Below are 5435 nucleotides of genomic sequence, written 5' to 3'. Positions count from 1 at the left end.
GGTCTGGGGCGGAGCCCCAGGGCGGGTCGGGGCGGAGCCCTGGGAACGGGGGAAGGACGGGTAGGGGACATGCCCCGCAGGGCCCGGGCCGGCCGGCGGAGCCGTCAGCTGAGCCAGCTGGTCGTGATCGTCTGGACGGCCGAGCCGTCGAGGTCCGCGAGCTTCGGGGAGACGAACTCGCGGGCCCAGTCCGAGGTCTGGACCCGGAACGCGGGCCGCTCGGCGGTCAGCGCCTCGACGATCGGCGCGGCCGCCTCCTCGGAGGTCTGCGCGCCGGAGCTGGAGTAGGACTGCGTCGTGCGGGCGACGTACGCGGACAGCGCCGGCGCGTACGGCCCGGCCTCGGCGATCATCGCCGGGATGTCGAGCTCCAGGCTGGCGACGAACTCGCTGGTCACGGCACCCGGTTCGACCACGGTGACGTGCACCCCGACGCTCGCGGCGACCGGCGCGAGCGACTCCATGAACCCCTCGACCGCGAACTTCGCCGCGCAGTAGGCCTCGTTGAAGGGCTGGCCGACGACCCCGCCGACGCTGGTGACCGTGATGACCCGGCCACCGGTGGCCCGCAGGTGCGGCAGGGCCGCGTGGGTGAGCGCGACGACGCCGAAGTAGTTCACCTCCATCGCCGCGCGCACCGGCTCCATCCCCTGCTGCTCGATGGTGCCCACGGAACCCGCGCCGGCGTTGTTGACCACCGCGTCGAGCCGCCCGTGCTCGGCGACGACCTCGGCCACGCAGGCGGCGACGGACGCGGCGTCGGTGACGTCGAGCCGCTTGACCTGTACGAGGTCCCGGACGCCGGCCTCCTCGGCGGCCTTGAGCAGGGCGTCGGCGCGGCCGGTGTCGCGCATGGTGGCGACGGTGTGCCAGCCGGCCCCGGCGGCCGCCACCGCGGCGGCGAGGCCGATGCCGGAGGAGGTGCCGGTGATGAGGACGGTCTTGCTGGTCATGGGGGTCTCCTGGGTGCGGGGTGTCGTGCCGGGGTGCGGGGAAAGCCGCGCGTTGACGCGGTTGACGCAATGGAGTGCACGGGAGCGGGAAGGGGTCCGCTCAACCCGATACATCCGTGCGTGCACACACACATTATCGTTGTGTGTGCGTGCACACAAGCGGGTACCCTGACCGAATGGCGCACAACGACCTCACCCTGGGCGGTCTCACCGCCCGCGACCACGCCTTCTACGGCCTCGTATGGGCGGGCACCACCCTCACCGCCCGGGTGGACCAGGCCCTCACCCGCCGCCACGACCTGCCGCTGTCCTGGTTCGAGGTCATGCTGTGGCTGCAGGCCCAGCCGGAGCCGGTCGCCCCCTCCGAGCTGGGGGCCAGGACCCTGCTCAGCCGCAGTCAGGTCTCGCGCGTCACCGACTCGCTCCAGGCCCGCGGCCTCGTCGAGCGGATACCGTCCCCGACGGACGCCCGCTCGATCCGCGTCGCCCTCACCGACGCCGGCCGCCGCGCCTTCGCCGAGGCCGACGCCACCCGCCGCGAGGCGCTGGCCGAGGTCTTCGACGACCGGCTCGACGATGCGGACATCGCCGCGCTGGAAGCCGTATGGGCCAAGCTCAAGGCCCGCCCGCAGGAGTAGGGGGAGCGGTGTCGGCCGTGGGCTCCGGCGTCGGCGTCGGGTCCAGGTACACCCGGCGGATCGCCGGGAAGCGCTCGCGCAGCTGCGCCTCGGCCTCCTCGCAGGCCGCCTCCACCTGCCGCGCCGACGCCAGGTCGTGGAAGTCGACCTTCGCCGCGATCAGCACCTCCGACGGCCCCTGCACCAGCGTGGTCAGCTCCAGTACGCCCTCGATGTGCAGCACGGAGAGCAGCTCCTCGCGGACCTCCGCCCGCATCCCGGGCGGCAGCGGCCGTCCGATCAGGTACTGCGCGTTCGAGCGGCCCAGCTCCCAGGCCACCCACACCAGCAGCAGCCCGATCAGCAGCGAGGCCACCCCGTCGTACGCGCCCGATCCGGTGAGCTGCGCGCCCAGCAGGCCGCCGGCCGCCAGCGCCAGGCCGATCAGCGCGGCCACGTTCTCCAGCAGGACCGCCTTCACCGCGGTGTCCGGGGTGTGCTTCACGTACAGCCCCAGGGGCGCCCGCATCCGCGCGGCCTCGCCCTTGACCTGCCGCCAGGCCACCAGCAGCGAGTAGCCCTCCAGCAGGAAGGCGACGGCGAGGATGACGTAGGACAGCGTCGGGTTCCCCGGGTCCTCCCCGTGGACCAGCGTGTGGATGCCGTCGTACACCGCGAACACCGCGCCGCCGACGAAGGTGGCGATCGAGGCGAGCAGCGCCCAGATGTACCGCTCGGGCCCGTATCCCAGGGGGTGCGCCTCGTCCGCCGGCTTCGCGCTGCGCTTGAGGGAGGCCAGCAGGAGGACCTCGGTGACGGTGTCGGCCACCGAGTGGGCGGCCTCGGAGAGCATCGCGCTCGATCCGCTGACGATGCCGCCGACCGCCTTGGCGGCGGCGATGCCGAGGTTCGTGACCACGGCGACGACGACCGTCCCGACGCTTTCGTCTTCGTTCCCACCGCTGCTGGACATGAAGTGACGGTACGTCGGACGGCCGTACTACGCGCGCGGGACGCGCACCACGCCCTCCTGGATGACCGTCACGGCCAGCCGGCCGTCCTGGGTCCAGATCCGGGCCTGGCCCAGGCCCCGTCCGGCGGCCGCCGAAGGCGATTCCTGGTCGTAGAGGAGCCACTCGTCCGCGCGGAACGGCCGGTGGAACCACATCGCGTGGTCCAGCGAGGCGCCGACCACGTCGCCGACCGCCCAGCCGCCCCGCCCGTGGGCGAGCAGCACCGAGTCGAGCAGGGTCATGTCGGAGACGTACGTGGCCAGGCAGGTGTGCAGCAGCGGATCGGCGCTGTCGAGCTTGCCGGCGGTACGGAACCACACCTGCGAGCGCGGTTCGACGGGTTCGCCGACGGTGCCCCAGGGCGGGACGGTCGCGTACCGCAGGTCGACCGCGCCGCGCGCGTCGATCAGCCGCTCGACCGTGCCCGGGTCGCGGAAGATCTCGCGGTAGAGGGGGAGCGACTCGGCGGCCGTCGGGAGGGTCTCGGGATCGGGCGCCTCGGGCATCGCGGCCTGGTGGTCGAGGCCCTCCTCGTACGTCTGGAAGGACGCGGAGAGGTGGAAGATCGGCTGCCCGTGCTGGACGGCGACGACCCGGCGCGTGGTGAAGGAACGCCCGTCGCGGATCCGGTCGACCGTGTACACGATGGGCGCGCCGGCGTCACCGGTGCGCAGGAAGTACGAGTGCAGCGAGTGCGCGGTGCGGTCCGGGGGCACGGTGCGGCCGGCCGCCACCAGGGCCTGGGCCGCGACCTGGCCGCCGAAGACGCGCGGTACCAGCGCCGAACGGCTGGTACCGCGGAAGATGTTCTCCTCGATCTGCTCGAGGTCGAGCAGATCGAGGAGCGTCGTCAGTGCCTCGTTCATGGGGGAAGCGTAAGTGCCGTGACGGATCTCGGACTTACAGGCCCATGGACTTGGCGATGATGGACTTCATGACCTCGCTGGTGCCGCCGTAGATGCGGTTCACGCGGTTGTCGGCGTACAGGCGGGCGATCGGGTACTCGTTCATGTAGCCGTAGCCGCCGTGCAGCTGGAGGCACTTGTCGATGACGCGGTGCGCGACCTCGGTGCAGAACAGCTTCGCGGAAGCGGCCTCGGCGGCGGTGAGCTCACCGGCGTCCAGGGCCTCCAGGGCGCGGTCGGCGACGGCCTCGGCGGCGTCCACCTCGGCCTGGCAGGCGGCCAGTTCGAACTTGGTGTTCTGGAAGTGCGCGACCGGCTTGCCGAAGACGGTGCGGTCGGTCACGTACTGCTGGGCGAACCGGACGGCGGCCTTGGCCTGCGCGTAGGCGCCGAAGGCGATGCCCCAGCGCTCGGACGGCAGGTTGGCGCCGAGGTAGTAGAAGCCCTTGTTCTCCTCGCCGAGCAGGTCCTCGACCGGGACCTTCACGTCGACGAACGCCAGCTCGGCGGTGTCGGAGGTGCGCAGGCCGAGCTTGTCGAGCTTGCGGCCGATGGAGTAGCCCTCGGACTTGGTGTCCACGGCGAAGAGGGAGATGCCGAAGCGGCGGTCGTCCTCGCGCGGGGAGGAGGTGCGGGCGCAGACGATCACGCGGTCGGCGTGGACGCCGCCCGTGATGAAGGTCTTGGAGCCGTTGAGGACGTAGTGCGTGCCGTCCTCGGAGAGCTTGGCGGTGGTCTTCATGCCCGCGACGTCGGAGCCGGTGCCCGGCTCGGTCATCGCGAGGGCCCACATCTCCTCGCCGGTGACGAACTTCTCGAGGTAGCGCTTCTTCTGCTCGTCGTTGGCGAGCATCTTGATGTACGGGAGGGCGAGCAGCACGTGCACGCCGGAGCCGCCGAACTGGACGCCCGCGCGCGAGGTCTCTTCGTAGAGGACGGCCTCGAACTTGTGGGTGTCCAGGCCCGCGCCGCCGAACTCCTCGGGGACGTTGATCCCGAAGATGCCCAGCTCGCCGAGCTTGTAGTAGAAGTCGCGAGGAGCCTGGCCGGCCGCGAACCACTCGTCGTAGACCGGGACGACCTCGGCCTCGATGAAGGCGCGGATGGTCTCGCGGAACGCCTCGTGGTCCTCGTCAAAAACGGTACGGCGCACGGCCGGCTCCCTTCGGTCGCGGCGGTCCGCCGCTTATGCCTAAGCGCTTGCTCAGATTAAGTTACCGGCGAGTTGCCCTCGCTGTCCAGAGTGAGGTCCGGCACGCTCGGCGAGACCCGAGGGGGGCTCGTTCGGTCTGCGAGGCCTAGAAGCCCTTGCAGACGGCGGAGGCGAAGGGTCCGGTGGCCGTCGCCGTGATGGGCGCGGAATCGTCCACCCGGACCGAGCAGGTGGCGGTGCCGCCGTCGGCGCCCAGCGTGACGATGAGCGCACCGCCCTTGACGAAGCCCTTCGTGGTGAGCTCCTCCGTCCACGGCAGGGTCAGGCCGCCGGCCTGACTGGTGGCCAGGTTTCCGCCCCGATAGGTCGAATAGGTGACGGTCACGCCCGAGGCCGTGCCGGTCGCCGCGTACGCGATCCGGGCGGGCCGCGAGGCCTCCTCGGACACCTCGTCCACGAAGACGGCGAAGAGCGCGACGCAGCCGCCGAGCATCAGCAGGAGCAGGCCGAGCAGGACCCACGGCCACCGGCGGCGCCGTCGCGCCGGGGGCGGGGTCGGGTACGGGTGCGGGGGCGGGCCCTGGGGCGGGCGCGGCCCCCATCCCCGCGGCTCCGGGGAACTGTCCGGCCGTTTCATGTCCCCAGAGTCACCCCGGACGCCACGGACCGCGACTCGCTCCGCGGGCGGCTCGGGGGCGGCGCCGCGGCTGGTAAATCCAGCCCCGCCGGCGTTTGAGGCGCGGGGTCTGGGGCGGAGCCCCAGGAGCTCGGGCGCAGCCCGGGTCCCCTGGGTC

Annotated in this window: 6 protein-coding genes; 1 reads left to right on the top strand and 5 read right to left on the bottom strand. The window is 72.1% G+C overall.

Annotated features, from left to right (window positions below; translation table 11 throughout):
* Positions 1-104: 104 nt before the first annotated feature.
* A complete protein-coding gene (locus ACWGDE_RS35740) occupies positions 105-953 on the bottom strand; it encodes an SDR family NAD(P)-dependent oxidoreductase (RefSeq protein ID WP_453393238.1) in 849 nt (282 codons plus the stop codon).
* A gap of 176 nt (positions 954-1129) precedes the next feature.
* On the opposite strand from ACWGDE_RS35740, the gene ACWGDE_RS35735 reads away from it, so the two are divergent.
* Positions 1130-1591: a MarR family winged helix-turn-helix transcriptional regulator gene (locus ACWGDE_RS35735; RefSeq protein WP_453393237.1), complete on the top strand. Its 462-nt coding sequence runs from the start codon at positions 1130-1132 to the stop codon at positions 1589-1591.
* On the opposite strand, the gene ACWGDE_RS35730 is transcribed toward ACWGDE_RS35735, so the two are convergent.
* The 4 genes from ACWGDE_RS35730 to ACWGDE_RS35715 all read right to left on the bottom strand — a co-directional run bounded on the left by ACWGDE_RS35730 (position 1569) and on the right by ACWGDE_RS35715 (position 5278).
* Entirely contained in the window at positions 1569-2543 is a 975-nt protein-coding gene (locus ACWGDE_RS35730) for a cation diffusion facilitator family transporter (RefSeq protein ID WP_453393236.1), read from the bottom strand. The two genes, ACWGDE_RS35735 and ACWGDE_RS35730, sit on opposite strands and share 23 nt — an antisense overlap.
* A gap of 27 nt (positions 2544-2570) precedes the next feature.
* Entirely contained in the window at positions 2571-3449 is an 879-nt protein-coding gene (locus ACWGDE_RS35725; RefSeq protein ID WP_453393235.1) for an acyl-CoA thioesterase, read from the bottom strand.
* A gap of 34 nt (positions 3450-3483) precedes the next feature.
* Entirely contained in the window at positions 3484-4641 is a 1158-nt protein-coding gene (locus ACWGDE_RS35720; RefSeq protein ID WP_453393234.1) for an acyl-CoA dehydrogenase family protein, read from the bottom strand.
* Between the two features lie 145 nt (positions 4642-4786).
* Complete coding sequence (locus ACWGDE_RS35715) at positions 4787-5278, bottom strand: hypothetical protein (RefSeq protein ID WP_453393233.1); 492 nt, start codon at positions 5276-5278, stop codon at positions 4787-4789.
* Positions 5279-5435 lie beyond the last annotated feature (157 nt).

It is taken from the genome of Streptomyces sp. NPDC054956 (assembly GCF_053609185.1).
Note: the sequence above shows the minus strand (reverse complement) of the source record. Positions and strands in the feature narration are given on the sequence as shown.

What these genes read in the sequence shown, in the direction of transcription:
- ACWGDE_RS35735 (WP_453393237.1), top strand. Translation starts at nt 1,130, where the DNA reads ATGGCGCACAACGACCTCACCCTGGGCGGTCTCACCGCCCGCGACCAC.
- ACWGDE_RS35730 (WP_453393236.1), bottom strand. Translation starts at nt 2,543, where the DNA reads ATGTCCAGCAGCGGTGGGAACGAAGACGAAAGCGTCGGGACGGTCGTC.
- ACWGDE_RS35715 (WP_453393233.1), bottom strand. Translation starts at nt 5,278, where the DNA reads ATGAAACGGCCGGACAGTTCCCCGGAGCCGCGGGGATGGGGGCCGCGC.
- ACWGDE_RS35740 (WP_453393238.1), bottom strand. Translation starts at nt 953, where the DNA reads ATGACCAGCAAGACCGTCCTCATCACCGGCACCTCCTCCGGCATCGGC.
- ACWGDE_RS35725 (WP_453393235.1), bottom strand. Translation starts at nt 3,449, where the DNA reads ATGAACGAGGCACTGACGACGCTCCTCGATCTGCTCGACCTCGAGCAG.